Below are 26,180 nucleotides of genomic sequence, written 5' to 3' on the forward strand. Positions count from 1 at the left end.
AGTGTCTTGCGACGAAGTGTATTGCTGGGCGAGGGATGCGCGCTGATACCTTCACATGGTGAGCGGCGGCCGCATCGGCGCTGGTACAGAAGCGGACGCAGAACCGCTCGTCAGCTATTCCAGGAGCTTGGCAATGTCGCTGTGGCCGCTGGCGGTCGCTATGTCCGCGGCACGTTCGCGCCGCTTGTTCTTCAATTGCTTCTCGGCCCCGGCGGCAAGCAGGCTCTGCACGATGCCGATATGGCCGTCACTCGCGGCCATCATCAATGCGCTCATGCCCTGGGCGTTGCGCAAGTTCGGATCGGCCTTGCGTCTGAGAAGTTCAGCGACGACATCGGCGAGCCCCGCGCGAGCAGCGAGAATCAGCGCGGTATTTCCGTTTGTGGTCGCACGCTTGGGATCGGCGCCATGGTCCAGTAGAAGCAGCGAGGCCGGGGCGCTGCGGCCTTCGATGGCGTTCAGCAACGGCGTCTTTCCGTCGGCGTCGGCGCGGTCGACGTCGGCACCGGCACGGATCAATTGCTCGAGGGCGCGTGCATTGCCGTTGTTGGCGGCGTGCCAGAGTGCGGTACGGCCTTGCGCATCAGCGGCATCGAGGTCGGACTTCTGAACGAGCTGCGGATCGAGCGCAGCATCGGTGCATGATGCGACAGCGATCATCAGCGGGGTCCGGCCGTCCGCTGTCGTTGGCAGACTGCCCGAAACGCCGCCGAGAAGCGCGGCGATGGCAGCGCCGTTGCAACGGCTGACCGCCATTAGCAGCGCGGTCGAGCCGTCCGGTCGCCCGGCCGATGGGTCGGCCGCCTTTGTCAGCAGCAGTTTGACGACGTCTGCGTGGTCCTTGTCAGCGGCCAGCATCAACGGCGTGTCGCCGCGCCTGTTGCGCGTGTTCGGGTCGGCGCCTGAGGCCAGCAGCAGGTCCACCAGCCGCAGATGCCCGGCGGCCGCGGCGATCGCCAGCGGCGTATCGCCGTCCTCGTTGACGGCATTGACATCGGCCCTGGCAGCGATCAATTGGCGCATCGGATCGAGCTGACCGCGGAGGGCCGCATCGATGATGGCTGGATGGCCGTTTCGTATCGCGGCCTGCGCATCGAGCGTCGGAAGCGGCTTGCGCGGTGCTGCGCGCTCCGTGTCGCGGGGCCGGGGGAACGAAGTTCGATTGGCCATGTCGGCCAGCAACCGCTCGGCGGGTTGATAGCCGGCCGCCGCCGATTTGCGCAGCCAATCTCGCGCGCGCTCGGGATCTGCCGGCGTCCCGCGTCCCGCGAGATACATCGCCGCGACATTGTATTGCGCCTTGACGTGTCCCTTCCTCGCACTCGTTTCCATCCATCTGAACGCCAGCGCGTCATCGGATCGGGTGCCGAGACCCGAGCGGTAGAGTGATGCAAGCCGGTACTGCGCCTCGGGATCGCCGGCGTTGGCGGCGCGCTCGAGCAGCTTCAGGGCTTCCTCGGGACGTCCGGCCCGGATCGCCGTATCGGCAGCCTGGCTCGCGCCGGAACTTGTGCCCATCGGCGCATCGTCAGACAGCGCCACCGACGCCATGTTCAAGCTGACGAGACAGGTCAGGTTGATGAGGACAACAGAGAACTTACGCCGTGCCATACTTCGTCTCGACCTCGATACCCATGCTCTTCAGGAATGCGGTGGGCAGAATGCCGCCGACGCAGACGATGACGGCATCGTTTCGGATCGTGCTCAAGCTGCCGCCGACATCGATGTCGACGTCGTCACGGCCGATCCGTTTGACCGACGAGTTGTAGATGACGCGGAGCCACCCGGATCGAACGGCTGTCTCCACTCGCTGGCGATTCTTCAGCTTGGCGCGACTGAACGACTCGCTGCGATGCGACAGGGTCACCGTCGTTCCAGGCTCGTCGGCGATGGAGCACGCGGCCTCCAATGCGGCGTCGCCGCCGCCGACGACCAGCACGTGCTGGCCGCGATACTGTTCGGGGTCGACCAGCCGGTAGACGACCTTGGCCTGCTCTTCGCCCGGAGCTTCGAGCTTGCGCGGCGTTCCGCGGCGTCCGATCGCCAGGAGCACGGCATGCGTTCTGTAGTTGGCGCGGTTCGTCCTGACATCGAAGCTCTCTCCGGCTCGCGTGACGGCTTCGACGCGTTCACCGACGTTCACCTTGAGACGGGCCTTGCGCACGATGCCCATGAAGAAGGCGATCAGCTGTTCCTTGCTGAGCTCCCTGAAATTGAACTTGCCCGCGAGCGGCAGCGTGAAGGGAGCGGTCATCACCAGCTTGCCGCGGGGGAAGTGCGCGACGGTGCCGCCGAGCGAATCCTGTTCGAGGGTGACGAAGCGCAGCCCATGCTGCAGGCAGGCGAGACTGGCGGAGAGTCCGGCCGGACCGCAGCCGACGATCACGACGTCGAGCATGTCAGACTTGCCGATGGTCTTGAGCTTGCGGACGGAGTCGATCGCCTGACGTCCCTGCTCGATGGCGTTGCGGACCAGCCCCATCCCGCCGAGCTCCCCCGCAATGAAGATGCCCGGCACATTGGTCTGGAACGTCTCGTCCACGTTTGGAATGTCGATGCCGCGCGTTTCGGTGCCGAACACCAGCGTGATAGCGTTCACGGGGCATACCGCTTTGCAGGCGCCGTGTCCGATGCAATGCGACGGCTCGACCAGCGAGGCCTTGCCGCCGATCAGTCCGAGAATGTCGCCCTCCGGACAAGCCCTGACGCAGGAGCCGCAGCCGATGCACAAGGCGGGATCGATGATGGGGTGCAGCGATGCCGGCTCCAGCAGACCGGCGTCCTTGGCGGCCGAGAGCTTCGCTACGCTCTTTATCTCTTTTCTCTTGCGCACGGCCATGTAGGTGGCCCAGACGCCGAGCATCGGCGCCGCGTAGACGATCAGGAGATCGAGGGCCATGTCGTCTCTCTCCCTGATCTTACGAACTAATAGCTGGACAGGAGAGCCGTTGGCCGCGGATTCCGCGTGAAGCAGTTTGCTGCGGTGCTAGATGCAAATTCCTCTCAAGAGATGTCGACATAGAAATTCCAGAATGATCTGTCGTCTTGCAGACAAGGTTTGGATCATTCGTTGAACAGATGCCGTCGGCGGAAATATGGCTCGCACTGATATCGAACTAATGAGGCCAGTGTCGAAAGACAGGAGGAGTAGTTGCAAGTGGTTATCACTAGGCGTTTTCCCGATTGAGATCCGGAGATCCGCAGACGAGCCGGGCATCCACCGATCCGGCATTCGGGTTTCACTGGACGTTGCGGGCACATGAGCAGGGCAGCGGTCGCTCGCGCGAGCGGAAATCCTCTTCGAGGAACCGTTCCGGTCGTCGTCACGGTCATCGTTCTCGCAGCGATTGCTGTCGGCTGGCTGCAGAAGGAGGAAGAGTATCTTACGCCGGGATCGGGCACCGGATACTGGCTCGGAATCTATGGCAGCGTCGCGATGCTGTCGCTGCTGGCCTATTCGATGCGCAAGCGCTTCAAGTCGCTGCGTGGGATCGGATCGGTGCCGTTCTGGTTCAGGACCCACATGCTGCTCGGCGTCGTCGGTCCCGTGCTCATCCTGTTCCACGCCAATTTCAAGCTGGGAGCGCTCAACAGCAACGTGGCGTTCTTCGCCATGATGATCGTGGCGATCAGCGGTGTGATCGGCCGCTACATCTACGGCAAGATCCATATGGGCCTTCATGGCGGGAAGGCGCGGGTCAGGGAGCTGATTGCGGAAGCAGAGGCCATGAGGACGGAGCTCGGGCAGGAGATGCAGGCTGCGTCGTTCGTGTCGCGGGAACTGGCCGCCTTCAGCAAGGGGCTGGACAACAGGGTGCCGCGAACCGCGCTGGGCAGCCTGCGGACAGGGGCGATCATTGCTGCGCGCACGAGGCGGCTGCGTGCCAACGTGGTTGCAGAAGCGCGCCGGCTCATTCGCGCTGAAGCGAAGCGTGCGCGATGGTCGTGGTCCGAGCGCCGGCGTCGCGAGAAGCGGATCGAAGCGGTCGTGCGGCGGTATGCTGCGGCCGTGCGGAAGGCCGCTGAGCTGACATTCTTCGAACGACTGTTTTCACTGTGGCATGTGCTTCATCTGCCGCTGTTTTTCCTTATGCTGCTGGCGGGCGTCGTGCATGTCTGGGCCGTCCATCACTACTGACGGAGTTGCGTGATGCGGTGGCGCCTCGCGGTCCTTGTCGCCGTCCTGGTCGGCGTCGCCATGCCGTCGGCCGGACTTCGCGCGCAGACGTTGCTGGAGAAGCTCGTCATGCCTGGCCCGCTGGTCGAAAGGCACGCCAAGCTGGAGAGCGAATGCGGAAAGTGCCACGAAGCCTTTACGCGGAAGGCGCAGTCGGGCCTCTGCCTCGATTGTCACAAGGAGATTGCGGTCGATCGCCAGCAGCGTGAGCGCCTGCATGGACGCGACCAGGCAGCGCTGACCCAGGAATGCAGGCAGTGTCACACCGACCACAAGGGGCGAGGGACCGACATCGTTCAGCTCGACAAGGAGACCTTCAACCACGACATGACGAACTACCGGCTTGTCGATGCGCACAGGAACGTCCCGTGTGCAGGGTGTCATGTCGCAAAGGTGAAGTTTCGCAACGCGCCATCGACCTGTTTCGAGTGCCACAAGGCGCTCGATCCGCATCGCGGCCGCCTCGGTGAGCGCTGCGAAAGCTGCCACACGGCGGTGAAATGGCGTGCGACCAAGGAATTCGACCACACGAAGACCCGGTTTCCCCTCGTGGGCGCCCACAAGTCGGTCGCTTGTGCAACGTGTCATTCCGGCCAGCAGTACAAGGATCTGCAAACGTCGTGCGGCTCATGCCACCGTCTTCAGGACGTTCATGGCGGCCGTTTCGGCGACAAATGCGAGACCTGCCACGACCAGGAGAAGTGGAAGACGGTCCGCTTCAATCATGACAAGACCCGCTTCCCGCTGCGAAATGCGCATGCCAAAGTGAAATGTGAGGGCTGCCATACGGGCGACCTCTATCGGGACAAGCTCGCGACGTCATGCGTATCCTGCCACCGCAAGCAGGATCCGCATCAGGGCAAGCTCGGCGAGCGTTGCGAGACCTGCCATAGCGATATCGGCTGGCGGAAGAAGCTCTCCTTCGATCATGAAATCACACGTTTCCCGTTGATAGGCCTGCACAAGTCGGTGCCCTGCGAGGAGTGCCACCGGACGCCGACCTACAAGAACACGCCGATGGCCTGTGAAAGTTGCCACAAGGATTTTCATCAGGGGAAGCTCGGTGGACGATGCGCCACGTGCCACAATCCGAACGGGTGGCGGCTCTGGCGCTTCGATCACGCGCGGCAGACGCGCTTCCCGCTGGTCGGCGTTCATCAGAAGATCACATGCGAGGCCTGTCACAAGGCGAAGTCGCCGCCGGGCCTGAAGCTGCCGATGGATTGCTTCAGTTGTCATCGCAGCTCGGACGTACACAATGGTACCTTCGGCCAGACATGCGAGCGCTGTCATGTCGCGACCGGATGGCGCAACGTTCAGATCAGGAACTGATTCGTAGGAACTGATTCGTAGGAACTGATTCGGTCGGCTGCCGAGCTGCACCGGAAGCCTGACATCGTGTCGAGCTGAGATGAGCTCGCAACGGCTATCAGTTCGTCTGCAAATCTAATGGCTTGCGCGATGGAGTTGCGGAAGCCTCGCGCGCGCTGGGCTGTAGAAACTTCAACCTCCATTCAGCTTGAGTTCAGCTTGGCCCAGTTTTGGGCCAGCTTTGCACGTCTCTGGAAGCTCAGTCGTAGGCGTAGCGGAGGCTGCGCGGTCTGGTTGATGGAGCCGTCGTCGCGGGGGCGGCGTAGCGCTCGATTGAAGGAGCAAGGGGCGTTCCGAGTAGTCGGTTTCTAGGGAAGGCGTGCCGCCGGGCCGCAGGGGGAAATCCGCGAAGAGTGTCTTGGGTTTGTCAGGGCGACCGCTGAGCAGCGGGGCGCTCAACGATCTCGGCTGGATTGAGGTCGGCCGGTCGCCGTCGGATGTCCGGCAGGCGATCGGGTCGAGAGTGAAGAGCGGAGTTGGAGTTGAGCAGCTGCTACAGCAAGCTGGGGCTGTTGGGGCGAGCCTCGCACTGCATGGTGCGATGGCTGCTCGCCGCTATGCTGCTCGCTCTGGCGTTGGCAGGGGATGCTGCCGCGCAGAGCTCATTCGACCATCTCTCGACCGGGTTTCCGCTGACCGGAAGCCATGTCGGCGTGGAGTGCTCGTCCTGCCACGTCGGTGGGCGGTTCAAGGGCACGCAGACGCAATGTGCCAGTTGCCACAACGGCGCGCAGACGGCGGGCATGTCGGTCAATCATCCGATGACCACGCGGCGCTGTGAGAGCTGCCATCAGACTTCGGGATGGAAGGACGTCCGGGCGATCGATCATACGCAAGCAAAGGCGTCATGTACGACCTGCCACAACGGCATGATGGCATTGGGTAAGCCGAAGAGCCACATCACGACGGCGGCGCCGTGCGATGTGTGCCACAAGTCAACGGCCAGCTTTCGCGTCAGGATGAAGATGGATCACGCCGGCATCGTCGCCGGATGTGCCAACTGTCACAACGGGACGACGGCGCGCGGCAAGTCCAGCAACCATCTCCAGACCAGTCTGCCGTGCGAATCCTGCCACACCAGCACGTCCAGCTTCGGTGGCACAGGCTTCAAGCACGCCGCGACCGACACCCACTGCGCGACCTGCCACAACGGCAAGACCGCGATGGGCATGACCACGCCGCCGCACATTCCGACCGGCACGCTGCAGTGCTCGAACTGCCACAGCAACACCGCGGCAAGCTTTGCGACCTACACGATGAACCACGCCGCGGTGGCGACGGCGCGCTGCGACAGCTGTCACAACGGCTCCTTCACCGGCCAGGGCACCAAGGGTGCGCTGGGCACGGCGTCGTTCCCGAACCACGTCGCCACCGGTGGCGCCGACTGCATCAGCTGCCACGCCAAGGCCTCGGGCGGCTTCACCAGCTGGGGCGGCGCGGCGTTCAAGCATGCGGCGACCGACACCAATTGCGCGACCTGCCACAACGGCAAGACCGCGATGGGCATGACCACGCCGCCGCACATCCCGACCGGGACGCTGCAGTGCTCCAACTGCCACAGCAACACCGCGGCGAGCTTCACCACCTACACGATGAACCACGCCGCGGTAGCGACGGCGCGCTGCGACAGTTGCCACAACGGCTCCTTCACCGGCCAGGGCACCAAAGGTGCGCTGGGTACCGCGTCGTATCCCAACCATGTCGCCACCGGCGGCGCGGACTGCGTCAGCTGTCACGCCAAGGCGGCCTCGGGCGGCTTCACCAGCTGGGGCGGCGCGGCGTTCAAGCATGCTGACACCGACACCAACTGCGCGACCTGCCACAACGGCAAGACGGCGCTGGGCATGACCACGCCGCCGCATATCCCGACTGGGACGCTGCAATGCTCGAACTGCCACAGCAACACCGCAGCGAGCTTCACGACCTACACGATGAACCACGCCGCCGTGGCGACGGCGCGCTGCGATAGTTGCCACAACGGATCCTTCACCGGCCAGGGCACCAAGGGCGCGCTGGGCACGGCGTCGTTCTCGAACCACGTCGCCACCGGCGGAGCCGACTGCGTCAGCTGCCACGCAAGGGCCGCGAGTGGCTTCACCAGCTGGGGCGGCGCGGCGTTCAAGCATGCTGACACCGACACCAACTGCGCGACCTGCCACAACGGCAAGACGGCGCTGGGCATGACCACGCCGCCGCATATCCCGACTGGGACGCTGCAATGCTCGAACTGCCACAGCAACACCGCAGCGAGCTTCACGACCTACACGATGAACCACGCCGCCGTGGCGACGGCGCGCTGCGATAGTTGCCACAACGGATCCTTCACCGGCCAGGGCACCAAGGGCGCGCTGGGCACGGCGTCGTATCCGAACCACGTCGCGACTGGTGGCGCCGACTGCGCCAGCTGTCATAGCAAAGCGGCCTCGGGCGGCTTCAGCAGCTGGGGCGGCGCGGCATTCAAGCATGCGGCGACCGACACCAACTGCGCGACCTGCCACAACGGCAAGACCGCGATGGGCATGACCACGCCGCCGCACATCCCGACCGGCACGCTGCAGTGCTCGAACTGCCACAGCAATACCGCGGCGAGCTTCACCACCTACACGATGAACCACGCCGCGGTAGCGACGGCGCGCTGCGACAGTTGCCACAACGGCTCCTTCACCGGCCAGGGCACCAAGGGAGCCATGGGCACGGCGTCGTTCCCGAACCACGTCGCCACCGGCGGCGCCGACTGCGTCAGCTGTCACGTCAAGGCCGCGAGTGGCGGCTTCACCAGCTGGGGTGGCGGCGCCTTCGCTCACAAGGCCACCGACACCAACTGCGCCACCTGCCACAATGGCAAGACGGCACAGGGCATGACCACGCCGCCACATATCCCGACCGGGACGCTGCAGTGCTCGAACTGTCACAGCAACACCGCGGCGAGCTTTGCCACGTACACCATGAACCACGCTGCGGTGTCGACGGCGCGCTGCGACAGTTGCCACAACGGCAGCTTCACCGGCCAGGGCACCAAGGGTGTCATGGGCACCGCGTCGTATCCGAACCACGTCGCCACCGGTGGCGCAGACTGCATCAGCTGCCACGCCAAGGCCGCGAGCGGCTTCGCCAGCTGGGGCGGCGCGGCGTTCAAGCACGCCGCGACCGACACTAACTGCGTGACCTGCCACAACGGCAAGACCGCGCAGGGCATGACCACGCCGCCGCACATTCCGACCGGCATGTTGCAATGCTCGAACTGCCATAGCAACACCGCGGCAAGCTTTACGACCTACACGATGAACCACGCCGCAGTGGCGACGGCGCGCTGCGACAGCTGTCACAACGGCAGCTTTACCGGCCAGGGCACCAAGGGCGCGCTGGGCACCGCTTCGTATCCGAACCACGTCGCCACCGGCGGCGCCGACTGCGTCAGCTGCCACGCCAACGCCGCGAGCGGCTTCACCAGCTGGGGCGGTGCGGCGTTCAAGCATGCGGCGACCGACACCAATTGCGCGACCTGCCACAACGGCAAGACCGCGATGGGCATGACCACGCCGCCGCACATCCCGACCGGGACGTTGCAATGCTCGAACTGCCATAGCAACACGGCGGCAAGCTTCACGACCTACACCATGAACCACGCTGCGGTGTCGACGGCGCGCTGCGACAGTTGCCACAATGGATCCTTCACCGGACAGGGCACCGAGGGTGCGCTGGGCACGGCGTCGTATCCGAACCACGTCGCCACCGGTGGCGCCGACTGCATCAGCTGCCACGCCAAGGCCGCGAACGGCTTCGCCAGCTGGGGCGGCGCAGCGTTCAAGCATGCGGCCACCGACACCAACTGCGCGACTTGCCATAACGGCAAGACGGCGATGGGCATGACCACGCCGCCGCACATCCCGACCGGCACGATGCAATGCTCGAACTGCCATAGCAACACTGCGGCGAGCTTCACCACCTACACCATGAACCACGCCGCGGTGTCGACCGCGCGCTGCGACAGCTGCCACAACGGCAGCTACACCGGCCAGGGCACCAAGGGGGCGCTAGGCACGGCGTCGTATCCGAATCACGTCGCCACCGGCGGAGCCGACTGCGTCAGTTGCCACGCCAAGGCCGCGAGCGGCGGCTTCGGCAGCTGGGGCGGCGCAGCGTTCAAGCATGCGGCCACCGACACCAACTGCGCGACCTGCCACAACGGCAAGACGGCACAGGGCATGACCACGCCGCCGCATATCCCGACCGGGACGCTGCAATGCTCGTACTGCCACAGCAACACCGCGGCGAGCTTTGCCACGTACACCATGAACCACGCCGCGGTGTCGACCGCCCGCTGCGACAGCTGCCACAACGGCAGCTACACCGGCCAGGGCACCAAGGGTGCCATGGGCACCGCGTCGTATCCGAACCACGTCGCCACCGGCGGAGCCGACTGCGTCAGCTGTCACGCCAAGGCCGCGAGCGGCGGCTACACTAGCTGGGGCGGTGCGGCATTCAAGCACGCCGCGACCGACACCAATTGCGCGACCTGCCACAACGGCAAGATCGCGCAGGGCATGACCACGCCGCCGCACATTCCGACCGGCATGTTGCAATGCTCGAACTGCCATAGCAACACCGCGGCAAGCTTTACGACCTACACCATGAACCACGCCGCAGTGGCGACGGCGCGCTGCGACAGCTGTCACAACGGCAGCTTTACCGGCCAGGGCACCAAGGGCGCGCTGGGCACCGCGTCGTTCCCGAACCATGTCGCCACTGGCGGAGCGGACTGCGTCAGCTGTCACAGCAAGGCGGCCAGCGGCTTCACCAGCTGGGGCGGCGCGGCGTTCAAGCATGCTGCCACCGACACCAATTGCGCGACCTGCCACAACGGCAAGACTGCGCAGGGCATGACCACGCCGCCGCATATCCCGACCGGCACGCTGCAGTGCTCGAACTGCCACAGCAACACCGCGGCGAGCTTCACGACTTACACGATGAACCACACCGCAGTGGCGACCGCGCGCTGCGACAGCTGTCACAACGGCTCCTTCACCGGCCAGGGCACCAAGGGCGCGCTGGGCACGGCGTCGTTCCCGAACCACGTCGCCACCGGCGGAGCCGACTGCGTCAGTTGTCACAGCAAGGCGGCCAGCGGCGGCTATGTGAGCTGGGGTGGGGCTGCGTTCACCCACTCTGCGGCCAATACCAATTGCTCCGCCTGCCACAACGGTTCGAGCGCGAAGGGCTTGACGACCCCGCCACACATTCCGGTGACGGGCGTGCAATGCTCGAATTGCCACAGCAACACCGCGGCGAGCTTCACGACCTACACGATGAGCCACGCAGCCGTGCACGCGACGCGCTGCGACAGCTGTCACAACGGCTCGTACCGCAGCCAGGGCCGCAGAGGGGCGCAGGGGCCGGATCATGGCGCCAAGACGCAGGATTGCGGCTGCTGCCACGTGCGCGCCGCCGCCAACTTCTCCACCTGGGACGACGATCCGCAGAAGCCGGCAGCAGGCTGCTCCACCACGGCCCGGTCGGTGGTGCCGGCCCAGGCGCCGGCCGTCAAGGCGGTCACGCCGGCCTCGACCGCCAACCGCACCATGACCGCGGCGACGACGCCCGATGCAGCCCCGGGTATGAGCGCCGCTCCGGCGGCATCTCAGTCTGCTGCCGCGGCCGGCGCTGCCGCGAGGCCTGCGCCATCCAGCTCGACGCTCCTGTTCAGCAGCAAGCCGCTGGCGAACACGGCTGCGACGTCGACGGCCCCGACCGCGGGGTCTGAAGCAGGGGTCTCCGCCGCCGCGCCGGGTTCTCCCAAGCCCGACGGTTCAGCCAAAGCTGCCGGCACGGCGGGTTCCGTGCCGCAGCCGACGCTGCCGCAAATGACATCCGCCCCATCAGCGCTCGTGCCGAACGATGGGCGCAGCAAGCTCGCGCCTTCGATCGGTGCTGCTGGCGCCGACTCCTCGGAAGCGAAGAATGCCGGTCGGCTTCCATCGCTGCTGCCGACGTTCAACCCGAGGGCAGGGCTTGCCGGATCGAGCACCACGGAGGCCGGCTCCAGATTCAATCACATGACGGCGCAAGGACCATGCGCATCCTGCCACAGCGGAATGACCGCTCCTGGAAAGCCGCCGAAGCACGTCGCGACCAGCGCGCCATGCGAGACCTGCCACAAGAGCACGACGACGTTCAGCGGCGCCCGCTTCAGCCACACCGGAACGACGGCGGCCTGCGCGAGCTGTCACAACGGCATGGCCGCGAGCGGCAAGCCGCCGAAGCACGTCGCGACCAATGCGCCGTGCGAGACGTGCCACAAGAGCACGACGACGTTCAGCGGCGCCCGCTTCAGCCACACCGGAACGACGGCGGCCTGCACGAGCTGCCACAACGGCATGGCCGCGACCGGCAAGCCGCAGAAGCACGTCGTGACCAACGCGCCGTGCGAGACCTGCCACAAGAGCACGACGACGTTCAGCGGCGCCCGCTTCAGTCACACCGGAACGACGGCGGCCTGCGCGAGCTGCCACAACAACATGGCCGCGAGCGGCAAGCCGCAGAAGCACGTCGCGACCAGCGCGCCGTGCGAGACCTGCCATAAGAGCACGACGACGTTCAGCGGCGCCCGCTTCAGCCACACCGGGACGATGGCGGCCTGCGCGAGCTGTCACAACGGCACGGCCGCGAGCGGAAAGCCGCCGCGTCACGTGGTCACCACCGCGCCATGCGAAAGCTGCCACAAGAACACCGTGTCGTTCTCGGGCGCACGGATGGATCACACCAGCCTGACCGCGCCATGCGCCAGCTGTCACAACGGCTCGAACGCCACAGGCAAGTCGCCGAAGCACTTCGTGACCAACGTCCCCTGCGAGAGCTGCCACCGGACGGTGAGCTGGAGCTCGGTCAATTACCGGCATATGTCGGCGAGCTATCCGAACCATAGCGCGGCAATTGGCTGCACGGCCTGTCACAGCGGCAACTCGCAGGCCGTTCTGTTCAAGTTCCCGGCCTACAAGCCCGACTGCGCCGCCTGTCACGCCAGTGATTTCCGGCCGCAGCAGCACGCCAAGCTCGTGAAGCCGGCGCCGCTGGACTACACCGTCGCAGAGCTCAAGGACTGCACCGGCGCGTGCCATATCTATGCTGACAAGTCGCAGACCACCATCATCACCCGCCGCCAGCGGCAGCACCGGGTCAATGGAGGCGGCTGGTGATGCGCGGCCCCTCCGGACAAGTCGCCGCAGCGAGGTCGGCGGGATGGCGGATCAGTCTGCTGTCCGTCCTGCTTGCAATCCTGCTCGATGGCGCCTTCGGCGTCGTACCGGCCCAGCCGGTCATCGATCAGTTTGTGGCCGGCGCGAACGCCACCACGGTCGGAAACTGCAGCCTTCTGCGGGTCAATTTTCACGTTCGTGTCCGTTACACCGGGCATTTCCCGCTCGATCAGGGCAGCCAGCTCAGCGTCTCGCTGCAATTGGTCGATCGGGACGCCATCATGGCGCGGCGCGTGGTCAGGCGCGAAGGCGTGCGTGTCGACAACGCCCAGGGCTCCGGCATCCAAGACGTCTATCTGACGCTCGATCAGAACAGGGGACCGATCCTCGTCGTCCAGTTTGCCGGCGAGTTCACCTACCAGATCGTGCAGTCCGGCAGCTTCGAGCAGGTGGCGATCGTGATTGCCCGGAAGGGCCCGGTGTCGGCTTGCAAGGTGAAAGCCCTGGTGCCGAGCGTGGCCGCTCCGGATGCGCCGAAACCGGCTGCGGTCCCCGGCGCGGCGGCGTCGGTCCGCAACGACAATCGCACGATGCAGCAGCCGTCCGCTGCGGACATCCGGTTTGCGGAGGCCTCGATGGACGAGGCGCGCGCATCGATCAAGAAGGGCAACTTCAACGCGGCGATCGATCTCCTGCGGAAAGTGTTGAAACTCCCCGAGAACGGCTCGAGCGCCGAGGCCCAGGAGCTGCTCGGCGTCGCGCGCCAGAAGGCCGGCCAGACCGCTGCAGCCCAGGCCGAATATGAGGACTATCTGCGCCGCTATCCGAGCGGCGAGGGCGCCGAGCGCGTGAGGCAGCGGCTCGCCGCGCTTCTCACCGCGACCAGCAGCGCACCGGCGCGGCCGCGCGACATGCCTTCTGCGACGCCCGACGGCGGCGACATGGGAGCGGGCATGCCGGCCACGGCGGCGGGGCCGAACGGCGATACCCGCTGGTCGATGTCGGGCAGCCTCTCGACCACCTTCATCACCAACGACACGACCAGCGCCGTCAAGGACAGGGCGATCGCGCCGAACCCGAATGCCGATCCCGACGCACACCGGGTGCATCAGAACACGCTGCTGACCAATTTCGACTATCTCGGCACCGCCGACAACGATCGCATCAGGACCAAGTTCAGGCTGGCGTTCACGCATGAGCGCCAGTTCGATACTGGAAACGACAAGTACGGCGTCTCGACCGCGCAGGTCGACTACACGCTGAAGGAAGCCGACGTGACGTTGCGCGTCGGACGGCAATCCCGCAACACCGGTGGCGTGATCGGCCGTTTCGACGGCGCGGTGCTGAGCTGGCAGAAGAGCCCCGGGCTGCGCCTGAACGTGCTCGCGGGCTCGCCGAACTGGAGCCGCTTCGACGCACCGTTCAAGGACGGCAAGACGCTCTATGGCGCAAGCATCGACTTCGGCAAAATTCTCGGCGGCCTCGAGACGACGGTCTACCTGATCACGCAATACGACCGCAACATCATCGACCGCCAGGCGATCGGCGCTGAGTTCCGCTACTTCGATGCCAACAAGTCACTGCTCGGCCTGATCGACTACGACACGCATTTCCGTGCGCTCAATGCGGCCGTGTTCTCCGGAACCTATACGTTCGAGGACAAGTCGGTCGTCAATGCCTCATTCGACTATCGGCGGGTGCCGTTTCTCTCGACCTGGAATGCATTGCAAGGGCAGCCGTTCCTTACTCTCTACGACATGATGAAGTTCAATACCGCGGGCGAGATCAGGCAGCTCGCGATCGACCGGACGCCCACGTTCCAGTCTGCGATGGTGAGCTATTCGCGGCCATTGAACGAGACATGGCAGGTCGCCGCCGACGCCACGGTGACCAATCTGACCGGCACGCTGCCGTCCGGAGGCGTCGACGGCACGCCGGCGAGCGGTCTCGAATACTACCTGTCGGCTCAGCTGACCGGGAACGGCATCATCAAGCCGGGCGATCTGTTCATGGGCGCGCTGCGCTACGCGAGCCTGGCGGATTCGAAGTTCTATGTGCTCGATCTCGCCACCCGCTATCCCATCACGCCCGACCTCGCCATCAGCCCGCGGCTGCGGGCGGGGTACAGGTCCGGGACCCGGACCGACCTGAAGGAGTACACGATCCTGCCGTCGCTGCTGGTCAGCTATCTCTGGTCGAAGGAGATCAGCCTTGAAACGGAGATCGGCTACCGGTTCGTCGACAGCACGCTGGCCAACGTCAAGACGACGACCAAGGACCTGTTCGCGACGGTCACGTTGCGGCGCGATTTCAACGCCGACGGTGTTACCAAGTGCAACGCCTCGATCGTCAGTTGCGCCTGGGCCAGGCCCGCGGCGCTGCAAGGCGGGCAGGGGGTGGGCTCGGGCGATATGCCGCTGCAGTCGCGGGCGTCGATCATGCCGTCCTACATGCTGGAGACCGGCGTTCGCTACTGGTTCAGCTCGGGGCAGAATCGCTATCGTTATTTCGCCGACCAGGCCGCCACGCTGCAGGTCTCCCGGCTCGCCTATGGCGGCATGACCGGGCACAGCGGCGAGATGTTCTTCAGGGTCGATGCGCTCGACGGCCCGTTCACCAACATGTTCCTGAAGGGCTATGTCGGAGCGGGCAAGATCAGCTCGGGCACGCTGGTCGACGAGGACTTCGCTCCCTTCGTCAATCCGTCGTCCAAGACCGTCAGCAATGTCGGAGGGCGGCTGCAATACGCGAATCTCGATGTCGGCTTCAATCTCCTGGAGACGGACCGCTTCCGGCTTGGTGCCTTCGTCGGCTATCAGTATTGGACTGAAACCGTCGACGCGCGAGGCTGCACGCAGGTGGGCGGCAATCCGGTGATCTGCAGTCCTGCCCTGGGCGCTGGCGTCAAGGTGGTGACCGAGCAGGACCGGTGGCACAGCGGACGGGCCGGAGTCTCACTCGACACGCGGCTGTCGGATCGGCTCAACTGGCAGGTAGAGGCCGCCTATGTCTGGACCTCGCAGAACGCGATCGACACGCACTATTTCACGTTCGGGCGCGATCCTGCTTCTGGACAAGGAACCGGCTTCCAGGCGGAGACTGTCCTGAACTATCAGCTGACCGACAACTTCCGGATCGGCATCGGTGGGCGTTGGTGGCATCTCAGCACAAACGCGGTCGATTCGTTCAATCAGGTCCTGAGATACACGACGGAGCGCTATGGCGTCTTCGTCCAGGGCTCCTACCAGTTCAGCCGCGGAAGATAGCAGGCGCCTTCTCATGAACTATCAGATTCGACCATCCGGCGTCTTCCCCGACTACGACGCGATGTTCCACGATGCACTGGATCGGCTGCATCAGGAGCGGCGCTATCGTGTCTTTGCGGACCTCGAACGCCTGGCGGGCCGCTATCCGCATGCGATCTGGCATTCGGGAGAGGGCAGGCGCGAGGTCGTGATCTGGTGCTCAAACGACTATCTGGGCATGAGCCAGCACCCGAAGGTGATCAGCGCCATGATCGATACCACGTGGCGCATGGGTACGGGAGCTGGCGGCACCCGCAATATCGCAGGGACTAATCATCCGCTCGTCGTCCTTGAGCAGGAGCTTGCCGACCTCCACGGCAAGGAAGCCGCGCTGGTGTTCACTTCCGGCTACGTTTCCAACGAGACGGGGATATCGACGATTGCCAAGCTGTTGCCCGGGTGTCTGTTGTTATCCGACGCATTGAACCACAACTCCATGATCGAAGGTGTTCGCAAGGCCGGCGTGGAGAAACAGATCTGGCTGCACAATGACATGGGGCACCTCGAACGGCTCCTGCGCGCAGCTGGCCCCGAACGGCCCAAGCTCATCGTGTGCGAGAGCCTCTACTCGATGGATGGGGACATCGCACCGCTGCATCGTATCTGCGATCTGGCCGAGCGCTATGGCGCGCTGACCTATGTCGACGAGGTGCATGCGGTGGGGATGTATGGCCGGCGCGGCGGGGGCATAGCCGAGCGCGACGGCGTCATGGACCGAATCGATGTTATCGAGGGCACGCTGGCAAAAGCCTATGGCTGTTTGGGCGGCTATATTGCGGCGGGGGCGAACCTGATCGATGCGGTGCGCTCCTACGCACCGGGATTCATCTTTACGACGGCATTGCCGCCGCCGGTCTGCGCCGCTGCGACGGCGGCAATCCAGCATCTCAAAGTCTCGACAGCCGAGCGGGAGCGGCATCAGGCGCGTGCGGCGCGGTTGAAGTCCGTCCTGATGGAGGCGGGCTTGCCGGTGATGCCGAGCGAGAGCCATATCGTGCCGGTGCAGGTCGGCGACCCCGAGAGGTGCCGCGCAGCTTCGGACCTGCTGCTGTCGGAGCACGGCATCTACATCCAGCCGATCAATTACCCCACAGTCATGCGGGGCACGGAGCGCCTGCGTCTCACGCCAACGCCCTATCACGATGACGAACTCACGAACCAGCTGGTTCATGCGATGGTAAAGGTCTGGGACAGGCTCAACCTTCCTCGTCGTCAGGACAGCGAGCTGTCGCGCAGGCACCTGGCGCCATAGCGCTTCTCTGCGAGCGCACCAAGGTCATCGTCTCGTCGCGCCACAAACGTCAGCGCGGCAGGGCCTGCCGGCCTCACGTTTCCATCAGGAATCGTTCGAACTGCGGTGATCGACTGGATGTCAGCCAATATGTCAGCCAATCGTTGGCGCCCGAGCCAATCCTCGGCCGTTGATTTGATCAAGCCCGAACGCGGCGGGCTCCAGCTCAGAAAAAGGTCGCCAATGTGATGCGCGGCCAGCTGGCCTCGGCGCGAGCGGCCCTCAATTTCGCGGTCCATGCATCGACGATGGCGCCGATCACGAGCCGTCCGTTGGTGCGGGCATCGGGCTGCTTCATCGTCGGTGTTCCCAGCGGCAGGGCGATCACGCCGTGGGCTGCCGACAGCAATGCCGAGGCGAGCCTCGGGGCGAGGCCAGGGGAAGGGTCGGCGTCCTGAGACAGCAGAAACTCCCGTACGGTCTTGACGAAGATCTCTAAGCTGCGGCGGGCGACCGCAGTATCACCAAAATACGTGCCATCCGGAAAACGGCGGTCCTCGACGGTACCAGCCATCGAATACAGCGATCGGAAATTGTCTGGGTTCGCGATCCAGTAGGCGACATAGGTTTCCATCACCCGGCGCAGCCGCAGTTCAGCATCGGCGGTCTGGGTCCGGACCGCCTCCAGTTCGGCTGCGACCGCATCGAGGTTCTGCTGCTTGACCGCCAGCAGCAGCAGGATCTTCGTCGGGTAGTATTTGAGAATTGTCCCCTTCGAATAACCCAGGCTGTCGGCGATCTTCTGGATCGAGACGGACTCCAGCGACCCCGCGGCAAACTCCTTGCGTGCGGTCTCGAGAATCCGGGATTTCAACGCCTCCTTGTCGGCGTCACCCCGTGCGCGCTTCTGAAAGCGTCGAGACCCCGTACCTCCTGATGTTCCTTGCACTGCAGATCATCCTCCCCTGGCGCATGGAATGCCGCGCTTCGCCGAACCGCGCAAGCGATGAGGCAACACGTCCCTTGACTTAAATGACCAGGGTCATTTATCTACCGTCCAACAAAACATCGGGGAGGGTTTGCGATGGCTTTCGCTGCTGTCGTGTCGAGCGATTTCGATCCATTCAGTTCCGAGACGCGGCACGATCCGTACGGTCGATATGACGAACTGCGTGCGGCGGGTCCGGTGGTCAGGCTCACCAGATACGGCATCTGGGCGGTCCCGCGATTTGCGGAAACCAAGGCGATCCTGGAGGACCCGGTCAACTTCAGCAGCGCCGGTGGCGCCGGTCTGGCGAACTATTTCAAGCAGAAGCCCTGGCGGCCGCCCAGCATCGTGCTCGAGGCCGATCCGCCGCTTCATACCCGGACGCGCGCCGTGCTGGCGCGCGTGCTGTCGCCGGGCGTGATGCGCAAGCTCGCGGAAGGCTTCAAGGCCAAGGCCGTCGCCCTGGTTGAGCCGCTCGTGAAGGCGGGCTCTTGCGACGGCGTTCGCGACATTTCCGAGGTGTTTCCGACCAGCGTCTTTCCCGATGCGCTCGGAATCGAGGACGATAGCCGGGACAATTTCCTGACCTATGGCGCGATGGTGTTTGCCGGGTTCGGTCCCGAGAACGACTATTTCCGCGCGCTGATGACCAAGGCCGAGGCCGTTCTGCCCTGGGTGGCGGCGAAGTGCCAGCGGGACCAGCTGCGTCCCGGAAGCTTCGGCGCGCAGATCTACGAAGCCGCCGATGCAGGAGAGATCAGCGCGGAAGAGGCGGCGCTGCTGGTGCGCTCGCTGCTGTCGGCAGGGCTCGACACCACGATCAGCGGGATCGGCATTGCCTTGTACAATCTGGCCAAGGCGCCCGCGCAATGGGCGATGCTGGCCGACAACCCGCAGCTTGCGCGGGCCGCCTTCGACGAAACCCTGCGTTTCGATTCACCGGCGCCGTTCGTATTTCGAACCACCCCGCATGAGACCGAGATCGCAGGCGTTCCGATTGCGCGCCACGAGAAAATCCTGCTGCTGGTCGCATCGGCCAATCGTGACAACGCGAGGTGGGAGCGTGCCGACCAGCTCGACATCACGCGCCGAGTGTCCGGTCACGTCGGCTTCGGAGTAGGCATTCACGGCTGCGTTGGCCAGATGGTGGCCCGGCTCGAGGCCGAGTCGGTGCTGTCGGCGCTCGCGGAGCGCGTCGCCCGGATCGAGATCACGGGCGACATCCCATTCCGCGAAAGTACCGGACTGCGAGCCGTGAATTCGCTGCCGCTGCGTCTGGTCGCGAAATGAGAAGGAGGTCGGAACGAGCCAGTCCGACCGCGCCACCGCGGTGGCGCGGCCGGGCCGGATGATTTTTCAGTGCAGCTGGATGCATCCCCGAACAAGATCGCGTGGTGTTCTACCGTTCATACCCGCTCGGCAAGTGCTGGACCGCCCCGGTCGGGCAAGCTGTCGATCAAGCGGTGAGGCCGAGCTTTCGTCCACATCGTGAAGACCGGCGTCGAGGGGGAAGCTGCGATCGTTCGGACGGTCGCCGCAGCTCAGATCGGCATGGCCAGCTGCATCTCGACGCCGGTCTCGGCGTCCTGCAACGATGACAGGGAGACGCCGAGGAGCCGCACCGGCCTGGGCAACGGCATCTCGCCCCGAAGCAGCGCCAGGGCCAGCCGCTCCAGCTCGGCGCGACTGGAGACCGCCGTGGCAACGGACCGGCTGCGCGTGATGATGTCGAAATCGGCGAACTTGATCTTCAATGTGATCGTCCGCCCCCTGTTGCCGGTCGCTTCGCAGTGCCGCCAGACCTTGTCGATCAGCGGCTGCAACTCGGCTGCCATCGGTTCGTACGCGGTGAGATCCGTCGCAAAGGTGTTTTCGGCGCCGACCGATTTCCGGATGCGAGTGGCCCGGACCGGGCGGTGATCGATGCCGCGCGAGATCCAGTAGTAATAGCTGCCGGCTTTGCCGAAGTGCTGCTGCAGGAAGGGCAGGCTCTGATTGCGGATGTCGAGGCCGGTGTGAATGCCCAGTGCGTTGAACCTGGCGGCGGTCGCCGGGCCGATGCCGTGAAACTTGCCGACCGGCAGCCCCTCCACGAAGGCTGCCCCCATCTCCGGGGAGATCACGTATTGGCCGTTCGGCTTGCGATGGTCGGAGGCGAGCTTGGCCAGGAACTTGTTGTAGGAGATGCCCGCCGAGGCATTGAGGCCGGTCTCGGCCTTGATCCTGGCGCGGATCTGCAGCGCGATGTCGCGGGCCAGTGGAATGCCCTGCAGATTCTCGGTGACGTCGAGATAGGCCTCATCCAGCGACAGCGGCTCGATGAGCGGCGTGTGCTCGGCGAAGATCGCGCGGATCTGCTGGCTGATCGCCTTGTAGACCTCGAAGCGCGGCTTGACGAAGATCAGGTCCGGGCACAGGCGCCTGGCGGTTACGGACGGCATCGCCGAGCGCACGCCGAACTTGCGCGCCTCATAGCTCGCAGCCGCCACCACGCCGCGCTCGCGCGACCCGCCGACGGCCACGGGCTTGCCGCGCAGTTCGGGATTGTCCCGCTGCTCGACCGACGCATAGAATGCATCCATGTCGATGTGGATGACCTTGCGGATGACCGTCGGCGCGGCATCCGGGCCTGAACCGGAGCTTGGCATCGCCAAGATCTACCAGAGCTCTGCGCCAGAGTCTGTCAGCAGGCCGCGGGGTGTTCAGCCTGTCTTTCGTATGCCATTTGCCTGCTCAGAACATCCGTTCGACACGGGGTTGCTCGGCTCGTGCCCATCCGACGCGCCGAACCGGGAGCGCAAGGACATGCCCCGGAGCGTGAGTGCCCAACGTGATCGAGACGAGAGCGCCGGTTCCGGTCTCATGAACAGGGCCTTGTCTGCCGGTGTGGGCAGGTCCAGCCTGACGTTGGGCCGATGTTCGAGCTGATTTTCCTGGGAACCTCGGCGAGCGTGCCGTCGGAGGACCGCAATCATCCGGGGCTTCTGGTCCAGGCCGGCGGCCAGCGCATGCTGGTCGATTGCGGCGAGGGAATTCAGCGCCAACTGCTGGCGAGTGGTGCGGGCTTTCGGCGGCTCGACCGCATCCTGCTCACCCACGGGCATCTCGACCACATCCTCGGCATTCCCGGACTGTTCTCGACGCTGCGGCTTCGCCGGAGCGATGACGTCATGAGTGTTCTCGGCAGTCCAGGAACGCTCGATGTGGTCATCCGCATGCTCGCGGGATTGTGGGGCGAGGGCCGCGCGCCGATCCCGCTTCAGCTCATTCCGCTGACGCCCGGACAGGTCGTCGACGCCGGCACGTTCACGATCGACGGCTTTCCTGTCCGGCACCGCGACACCGACAGCTTCGGTTTTGCGTTCGTCAGCCGAGCGCGCCGTCATCTGCTGCCGCAGCGCCTCGCGGCCCTCGCCGTGCCGGATGGTCCGTTGCGAAAGACGCTGGCGGCGGGCCGAGCCGTCACGCTCGATGACGGCCGCATTATCAGGCCCGAGGATGTCCTCGGGCCTCCGCGCGGAGGGAAGAAGCTCGTCATCGTCGGCGATACCGAGACCACCGATGGCCTGCAGGAGCATGTTCGCGACGCGGATCTCCTGGTGATCGAGGCGACGTTTCTCCAGCGCGATGCTGCCACCGCCCGTGACTACGGTCATCTGACCGCTGCGGATGCCGCCACGCTCGCGGTGTCCGGCAATGTCGGTCAGCTCGTCCTGAACCACATCTCCGGCCGCTACACCGACGACGAGATCCTGGACGAGGCGAGGGCGATTTTTCCGGCCAGCCGGATTGCATCGGACTTCGATCGACTGATCGTGTAGCTGCTCGCGGACGACGAACGTCCTGGGCGCCGCTCAGTAACTCACTCGGAACAGCTCATCGGAGATGGCCGGCGAATTTCTGGGATGTCGATGAGAAATGGTGGGCGCACAAGGGATCGAACCTTGGACCTCTCCTGTGTGAAGGCTGCGGGTCAACTTATTTTTCGTTATCGATCAGTTAGTTAATTGAGGTCCTGCCGACGGTGCACGGCGTATGCACGGGGCGGTGAGGACGGTGTCCGGGCAAAGCGGGTAGCCGTCTCGGGTGAGACGGCGTTACCCTTCCTCCTGCAAGGGACGGGCTTACGACCCCAGCCATACCAAAAAGGCAACCAGGACCTGGGGATCTACCCGGATGGAGATTGTCATTGGCGGACACCTCCTTCGGCGGCAGTTGCCGCAACGTCGGCCGACGTTGGCTCTTTTCTAGCCCAGAAAAGCCGTAGGTTGCAACGACACAATTAACATCCCCGTTTGCGTCAAACCGTGATCGGCGGCGAGCATCTCGCCGCCCGCTAGCTAGCAGCTAGCCACCGATTCTGTCGCAACTCCCGATACCAGATTTGCCGATCGCAAAAGCGCCGCAGTTCTTGACCTCACGAGTCGACAGAGGCCACCACATGCTGGCAGCAAGTGCCGTCAAAGCGACGAGTACTGTAATGGGAATCGTGCGGCCTATTCGAAGTCGGGGCTTAAGCGCGAAATCGATTTCAATTGGCGAGGCATGGAAGATCGATGGAAGTAGTTTCATGATCCGTTTCCCTGAAAAATCTATTAGTTGACCGGCGGCTATGCCTTCAGCCATGCTTTGACTCTGGCTACCATCTCAGCTTGAGTTATGGGATGCTGAGACGATGTCGAGGGGTAGGGTTGCGAAACTTGCGTTTGATAATCGGGGCCGCGATCAACCAGTTCGAACGAGTCTTTTCCTCGACAGTTGATCCGAAGCTTGCGAGATGTCTCGGGCTTGATCACGATTACCTCGTGCGCATCGGTTGAGATTTCGACGATTTGAAGTACTGGATGGTCTGAAAGCCAATTTTGCAAATCGTCTGCCACCTCACGAGCCAGCTCTTCCAAGCTTGGCTCTGGCTTCGCGTTTTGCTCGTCGAACACATTCATCGGTTTTCCCTCAGAACTGTTGCAGCATAAAAGGCTTAAGTCGGCGCCCAAATATCATCTCCCTTATGCTCCGCATTGAAGCACAAGGACGCGCCATCAACAGATGTTTTCGACGTCAGCATGTGCTCGCGCATGTCGCTGAACATCGCCAGGACATCGTTGAGCCCTAGCTTGCCTTTCCAATGATCACGTAGCGCGTGCATCTGTAGTACAGCGATCTCGCCCTGCTTAGCTGGGTCAGTTTCAGCGTAATAAGCCTTCATCGGTTGGGACTATTGACCGACCTCCCCCCAACCGTTGCCCGCGCCTTCTTAGAGGCGGGCTTGAGGCCTTGGCTCAGGCGCACGATGCGCTCGCCGGTCGGATGGAAGGGGAGGCAGGCTGTGCTTTAATAGGCACTAGTACACTTTGTTTTGCATTTTAAGGGTTTTGCTAACGGATAATTAACCGGAATTTCCTGGGAAAAATTAACCGCAACTTTAGTCGTTTTAGAGAGAATGGAGCCATGATGTACAAGGAGTTGTACAGATGGCTCGAATAGTTAGAAAGCGGTCCTTTGTCAGACGGCGCTCCAAGGTGGGATTGCGAGATGACCAGGGCAAACATACGGCTATCTCATTCACGACCAAGGGCAACCAGGAAGTCTGGATTTCCAACAAGGCCATTCGGTATGTGTTGGGAACATTGACTTTGATCGTTTTTCTGGCTGCCGGGGTGATTGAGCCAAGTTCAGCGAAGACGCTGGTGAAATGGGCTTTGAGGCTTACGACGGTTGGCTAATTTGCTTGTGATATTCGCACCTCTCCGGGGGGCGCTGGTCGCATCTCCGCGTCGTCCACAAGCGGAACTTGAGACAAACATTGTGCACGGATATGCACGGATGTTCCTACTCTGATCTGCCCTCAGAGGCTCTTCCGCGCCCTGTGGCATCCCAGCTTCAGTCGGATTTTGTAAGTGATTTCAGCGGTTTGTATGGTGGGCGCACAAGGGATCGAACCTTGGACCTCTCCCGTGTGAACCACAATCCCTAGACCATCGCCAGCCTATTCCTGCAACAGTCGAAATCTAGAAAATGCACTTAATAGCAATGGCTTGTGTCCGTTTTGACCATGCCAGGCCATAGTGCGCCTTACTGCATTTTGTGTGCCCCTGTTGTGCCCCCGGCGGATTTTCCCCGGGGGCACACAAAAGAGGGAGAGTTTCAGACCCGGTTTGTTCTGGGGCTGTTTCGGCCTCGTCGCGGGGCACACGCGGGACATGGAAAGGACCGGGTTGATGGCGAAAGCAGCGAGCCAGCTGACACTCACGGATGCTCTCATTCGCACCGCCTCGTTGCCGCCGGGCAAGGCGCAGCATTATCTCCACGACGACAAGCTGCCCGGTCTCGCCTTGCGCATGCGCGCCACTGGCGCCCGGACCTGGGTGTATCTTTTCACCAAGCCGGGTGTGAGGGGGACGCAGCGCAAGACGCTCGGCCCGTGGCCCAAGTTCAATGAGAAGGCCGCGCGCAAGGCGGCGACAATCGCCGCGGGCGAAGTCATCAGGGGCGTTGATCCCAATGACGACAAGCGCGAGGCGAGGCGGCTGCAAGCTGCTGAGAAGCAGCGGACCACCCTGGCAACTCTGATTGTTGAAGACGGAGCCTACGAGACATCGTTGACCGGGCGGCAGGTCGTCAATTGGAGGCCGGCGATGTCCGCGCTGAGACGTGGGCTCAAGGATCATGTCGAGGATAGCGCCGCGGATCTCACGCGCCGAAACATCATGGCGGCTGTCGACAAGATCGCCAAGACCGGGAAGCGTGGGGCCGCCAAGGACTTCCGCAAGCATGTGCACACCTTCCTCGAATGGTGCGTCGGCGAAGGCTATGTCGAGCACAATGTGCTGGCCGGCTATCGCGCGCCGAAGGAGACGCGAGCGCAACGGGTCGGAAGGCGAATGAAGGGGCGAGCTCTGACCGATGCCGAGATCGTCAAGGTCTGGCAAGCATGCGGCAAGCTCGGGACTTTTGGACTCCTGACGCGCATGTGCCTCCTCGGCGGCGCGCGTCGCAGCGAGCCAACGATGATCGAGTGGAAGCGGCACGTTATGCAGGACCGCATCACCTTCGATGGCGCCTGGACGAAGATGGGTCTGCACCACGATGTGCCGCGCACTCATCTCATCGACGAAGTGCTGGCAGCTGCCAAGCATTTTCAGCGGGCAACCTCAGACTATGTGTTTCCCTCGCCGAAGACAGGCGGGCAGATGTCGGGCTTCACCAAGATGGTGAAGCGCCTCGTCAAGGAAGCCGAGGTGGATAAATTCACCATGCATGACCTGAGACGCAGCCTGCGCACCATCATGTCACGCTGCGGCTACGACAATGAGATCCAGCGGCTCTGTGTCGGTCAAAAGCCGGGCGGCATCGACCAAGTTTACAATCACGATGAGCAGTGGATCATCCGCAAGATGGCGTTCGAGGCTGCTCACGATTACATCGCGGAGCTCGTCGGCGCAGAACGTACCGGCAAGGTTGTACGTCTGCAGAGGACGAATCCGCTCGATCCCATCAAGACTGAGCTGCTCGGCCGTCTTCGTGAACATTTTGCGGCTGGGGGCGTTTAGCCGCGCTGGAGCGAGATAGATACTCGCGCACCGCGTCCACCCGATAGAGAGGGCGGCCATCGACGTATCGCCATTTGAGCGGATGGTCCGGATTGCGCCGCCACTGCTCAAGCGCGCCTGGCGTCCGCCGAATGACCGCCGCCGCCTCCAGCGCGGTCAGGTTCGAGCTGCCCGGTAAGGCATCGATGTCGAATCTGGCCGGCGGGGGTACGCCACGGTGCTTGCGCTTATGCCTAGGGGCGGTCGCGCTTTGATCCGGTCCTGTCGATCCAGTTGCTTCGACTGTGGTCGTATCGGTTTTGCCGCCCATACCGGTTTCCACGGTTGCGTTGCGGCCGATAAGATCGCAGGCGGCTTGGAGAGCA

At 63.8% G+C, this 26,180-nt stretch carries 15 protein-coding genes; 8 read left to right on the forward strand and 7 right to left on the reverse strand.

The window, feature by feature from the left end:
• Positions 1-114: 114 nt before the first annotated feature.
• Together QQL87_RS28045 and QQL87_RS28050 are read right to left on the reverse strand one after the other, a co-directional pair.
• A complete protein-coding gene (locus tag QQL87_RS28045) occupies positions 115-1,611 on the reverse strand; it encodes an ankyrin repeat domain-containing protein (RefSeq protein WP_349817298.1) in 1,497 nt (498 codons plus the stop codon).
• Positions 1,598-2,899 (reverse strand): NAD(P)-binding domain-containing protein, encoded by a 1,302-nt coding sequence (locus tag QQL87_RS28050; RefSeq protein WP_284422201.1) that lies wholly within the window; start codon positions 2,897-2,899, stop codon positions 1,598-1,600. Before QQL87_RS28050 ends, QQL87_RS28045 begins: the two co-directional genes overlap by 14 nt.
• A gap of 537 nt (positions 2,900-3,436) precedes the next feature.
• Between QQL87_RS28050 and QQL87_RS28055 the strand changes: the two genes are divergently transcribed.
• The 5 genes from QQL87_RS28055 (at position 3,437) to hemA (ending at position 17,298) form a co-directional block, all read left to right on the forward strand.
• The gene (locus QQL87_RS28055) at positions 3,437-4,138 is read left to right on the forward strand and encodes a pyridine nucleotide-disulfide oxidoreductase (protein WP_284422202.1); all 702 of its coding nucleotides are present in this window, start codon (positions 3,437-3,439) and stop codon (positions 4,136-4,138) included.
• A gap of 12 nt (positions 4,139-4,150) precedes the next feature.
• A complete protein-coding gene (locus tag QQL87_RS28060; RefSeq protein ID WP_284422203.1) occupies positions 4,151-5,509 on the forward strand; it encodes a cytochrome c3 family protein in 1,359 nt (452 codons plus the stop codon).
• Positions 5,510-6,030: 521 nt separating this feature from the next.
• Positions 6,031-12,741, forward strand: coding sequence for a hypothetical protein (locus tag QQL87_RS28065; protein ID WP_284422204.1), 6,711 nt, complete (start codon positions 6,031-6,033; stop codon positions 12,739-12,741).
• The gene (locus tag QQL87_RS28070; RefSeq protein WP_284422205.1) at positions 12,741-16,007 is read left to right on the forward strand and encodes a hypothetical protein; all 3,267 of its coding nucleotides are present in this window, start codon (positions 12,741-12,743) and stop codon (positions 16,005-16,007) included. Before QQL87_RS28065 ends, QQL87_RS28070 begins: the two co-directional genes overlap by 1 nt.
• A gap of 13 nt (positions 16,008-16,020) precedes the next feature.
• On the forward strand, positions 16,021-17,298 hold the full coding sequence (gene hemA / locus QQL87_RS28075; protein ID WP_284422206.1) for a 5-aminolevulinate synthase: 1,278 nt from the start codon (positions 16,021-16,023) through the stop codon (positions 17,296-17,298).
• A gap of 205 nt (positions 17,299-17,503) precedes the next feature.
• Here the strand turns inward: hemA and QQL87_RS28080 are convergent, their stop codons facing one another.
• Positions 17,504-18,151 (reverse strand): TetR/AcrR family transcriptional regulator, encoded by a 648-nt coding sequence (locus tag QQL87_RS28080; RefSeq protein ID WP_284422207.1) that lies wholly within the window; start codon positions 18,149-18,151, stop codon positions 17,504-17,506.
• Between the two features lie 210 nt (positions 18,152-18,361).
• Between QQL87_RS28080 and QQL87_RS28085 the strand changes: the two genes are divergently transcribed.
• The gene (locus QQL87_RS28085; RefSeq protein ID WP_284422208.1) at positions 18,362-19,555 is read left to right on the forward strand and encodes a cytochrome P450; all 1,194 of its coding nucleotides are present in this window, start codon (positions 18,362-18,364) and stop codon (positions 19,553-19,555) included.
• A gap of 251 nt (positions 19,556-19,806) precedes the next feature.
• On the opposite strand, the gene dinB is transcribed toward QQL87_RS28085, so the two are convergent.
• Positions 19,807-20,913 carry a DNA polymerase IV gene (gene dinB / locus QQL87_RS28090; RefSeq protein WP_284422209.1) on the reverse strand — a complete coding sequence of 369 codons (1,107 nt, stop codon included), beginning with the start codon at positions 20,911-20,913 and terminating at the stop codon, positions 19,807-19,809.
• 267 nt (positions 20,914-21,180) lie between these two features.
• Between dinB and QQL87_RS28095 the strand changes: the two genes are divergently transcribed.
• On the forward strand, positions 21,181-22,086 hold the full coding sequence (locus QQL87_RS28095; RefSeq protein WP_284422210.1) for a ribonuclease Z: 906 nt from the start codon (positions 21,181-21,183) through the stop codon (positions 22,084-22,086).
• Between the two features lie 526 nt (positions 22,087-22,612).
• On the opposite strand, the gene QQL87_RS28100 is transcribed toward QQL87_RS28095, so the two are convergent.
• Genes QQL87_RS28100 through QQL87_RS28110 form a run of 3 tightly spaced genes read right to left on the reverse strand, consistent with a single transcriptional unit; the run spans position 22,613 to position 23,471 of the window.
• Positions 22,613-22,891 (reverse strand): hypothetical protein, encoded by a 279-nt coding sequence (locus tag QQL87_RS28100; protein WP_284422211.1) that lies wholly within the window; start codon positions 22,889-22,891, stop codon positions 22,613-22,615.
• Positions 22,876-23,208, reverse strand: coding sequence for a hypothetical protein (locus tag QQL87_RS28105; protein ID WP_284422213.1), 333 nt, complete (start codon positions 23,206-23,208; stop codon positions 22,876-22,878). The genes QQL87_RS28100 and QQL87_RS28105 overlap by 16 nt, the downstream gene beginning before the upstream one ends.
• Before the next feature lie 35 nt (positions 23,209-23,243).
• Positions 23,244-23,471 (reverse strand): hypothetical protein, encoded by a 228-nt coding sequence (locus QQL87_RS28110; protein ID WP_284422215.1) that lies wholly within the window; start codon positions 23,469-23,471, stop codon positions 23,244-23,246.
• 1,012 nt (positions 23,472-24,483) lie between these two features.
• Here QQL87_RS28110 and QQL87_RS28115 point away from each other — a divergent pair.
• Entirely contained in the window at positions 24,484-25,815 is a 1,332-nt protein-coding gene (locus QQL87_RS28115; RefSeq protein ID WP_284422216.1) for a tyrosine-type recombinase/integrase, read from the forward strand.
• The last annotated feature ends 365 nt before the right edge of the window (positions 25,816-26,180 follow it).

The sequence above is a fragment of the Bradyrhizobium sp. SSBR45G genome (assembly GCF_030159255.1).
GTDB lineage: Bacteria > Pseudomonadota > Alphaproteobacteria > Rhizobiales > Xanthobacteraceae > Bradyrhizobium.

What these genes read in the sequence shown, in the direction of transcription:
- QQL87_RS28045 (WP_349817298.1), bottom strand. Translation starts at nt 1,611, where the DNA reads ATGGCACGGCGTAAGTTCTCTGTTGTCCTCATCAACCTGACCTGTCTC.
- QQL87_RS28050 (WP_284422201.1), bottom strand. Translation starts at nt 2,899, where the DNA reads ATGGCCCTCGATCTCCTGATCGTCTACGCGGCGCCGATGCTCGGCGTC.
- QQL87_RS28055 (WP_284422202.1), top strand. Translation starts at nt 3,437, where the DNA reads ATGCTGTCGCTGCTGGCCTATTCGATGCGCAAGCGCTTCAAGTCGCTG.
- QQL87_RS28060 (WP_284422203.1), top strand. Translation starts at nt 4,151, where the DNA reads ATGCGGTGGCGCCTCGCGGTCCTTGTCGCCGTCCTGGTCGGCGTCGCC.
- QQL87_RS28070 (WP_284422205.1), top strand. Translation starts at nt 12,741, where the DNA reads ATGCGCGGCCCCTCCGGACAAGTCGCCGCAGCGAGGTCGGCGGGATGG.
- hemA (WP_284422206.1), top strand. Translation starts at nt 16,021, where the DNA reads ATGAACTATCAGATTCGACCATCCGGCGTCTTCCCCGACTACGACGCG.
- QQL87_RS28085 (WP_284422208.1), top strand. Translation starts at nt 18,362, where the DNA reads ATGGCTTTCGCTGCTGTCGTGTCGAGCGATTTCGATCCATTCAGTTCC.
- dinB (WP_284422209.1), bottom strand. Translation starts at nt 20,913, where the DNA reads ATGCCAAGCTCCGGTTCAGGCCCGGATGCCGCGCCGACGGTCATCCGC.
- QQL87_RS28095 (WP_284422210.1), top strand. Translation starts at nt 21,181, where the DNA reads ATGTTCGAGCTGATTTTCCTGGGAACCTCGGCGAGCGTGCCGTCGGAG.
- QQL87_RS28100 (WP_284422211.1), bottom strand. Translation starts at nt 22,891, where the DNA reads ATGGCTGAAGGCATAGCCGCCGGTCAACTAATAGATTTTTCAGGGAAA.
- QQL87_RS28105 (WP_284422213.1), bottom strand. Translation starts at nt 23,208, where the DNA reads ATGAATGTGTTCGACGAGCAAAACGCGAAGCCAGAGCCAAGCTTGGAA.
- QQL87_RS28110 (WP_284422215.1), bottom strand. Translation starts at nt 23,471, where the DNA reads ATGAAGGCTTATTACGCTGAAACTGACCCAGCTAAGCAGGGCGAGATC.
- QQL87_RS28115 (WP_284422216.1), top strand. Translation starts at nt 24,484, where the DNA reads ATGGCGAAAGCAGCGAGCCAGCTGACACTCACGGATGCTCTCATTCGC.